Source organism: Arthrobacter sp. Hiyo1 (genome assembly GCF_001263615.2).
Classification (GTDB): domain Bacteria; phylum Actinomycetota; class Actinomycetes; order Actinomycetales; family Micrococcaceae; genus Arthrobacter.
Map to the genome: position 1 here is coordinate 186,983 of NZ_DF952470.1, position 720 is coordinate 187,702.

The window sequence follows — 720 nt, forward strand, 5'->3', positions numbered from 1 at the left end:
GATCATCATGACGCCCCCCATGGCACCCAGGGTGGAGATCCGCCGCGGCGAGCGGGCAAACCAGTGGCGTGCCGTGCCCGCTGCGAGGGCCCAGATGCTGTCGGAGATGAGGGCGATCACCAGGAAAACAGCTCCGAGTTCGGCGAGTTGAAGCGGAATGCTGCCGCTCGAATAGTCCACGAACTGCGGCAGCACAGCCACGAAAAACACGATCGATTTCGGGTTGCTCGCACCGACGATGAAACCCTCGCGGATGAGCCGCCACATGGACCGCGCCGGCGCTGGACCAGTCGCCGTCGAACGCCCGCCGCGGTGGCGGATCGCCTGCACCCCGAGGTAGACCAAATACGCTGCGCCCCCGAACTTGATGATGGTGAACAGCACGATCGACTGCGCAAGGATCGCGCCGAGCCCCAGCGCCACGGCAATGATCTGCGGAACCATGCCGAGGGCGTTTCCGAGCACGCTCAGGAGCCCGCCTTTGCGGCCAAGGGCGAGGGAACGCCCAATCACGAACAGGACGCTGGGACCGGGGACTGCGATGAGGACCAGTGCGGCCAGCGCAAACGCCAGGAGGTTGGTGAACGGAACCATCCCTGATGATAGCGCTGGCCTGCGGTGACGGTCGATGGCTCGTGGCGCGCCGCCGCCGTCGTCGTCCTCCTCAAGACGCTATGGGCGCTCGGCGACCATGGGAATCGAGGCTGTTTCGTCGACGAG

General features: G+C 65.7%; 1 protein-coding gene. It reads right to left on the bottom strand.

All coding sequences use genetic code 11. The features are described from left to right. Nucleotides 1–594, bottom strand: a 594-nt coding sequence (locus AHiyo1_RS09815; RefSeq protein ID WP_059388454.1) for a LysE family translocator, incomplete at its 3' end; no start/stop codon positions are given. Nucleotides 595–720: the final 126 nt, after the last annotated feature.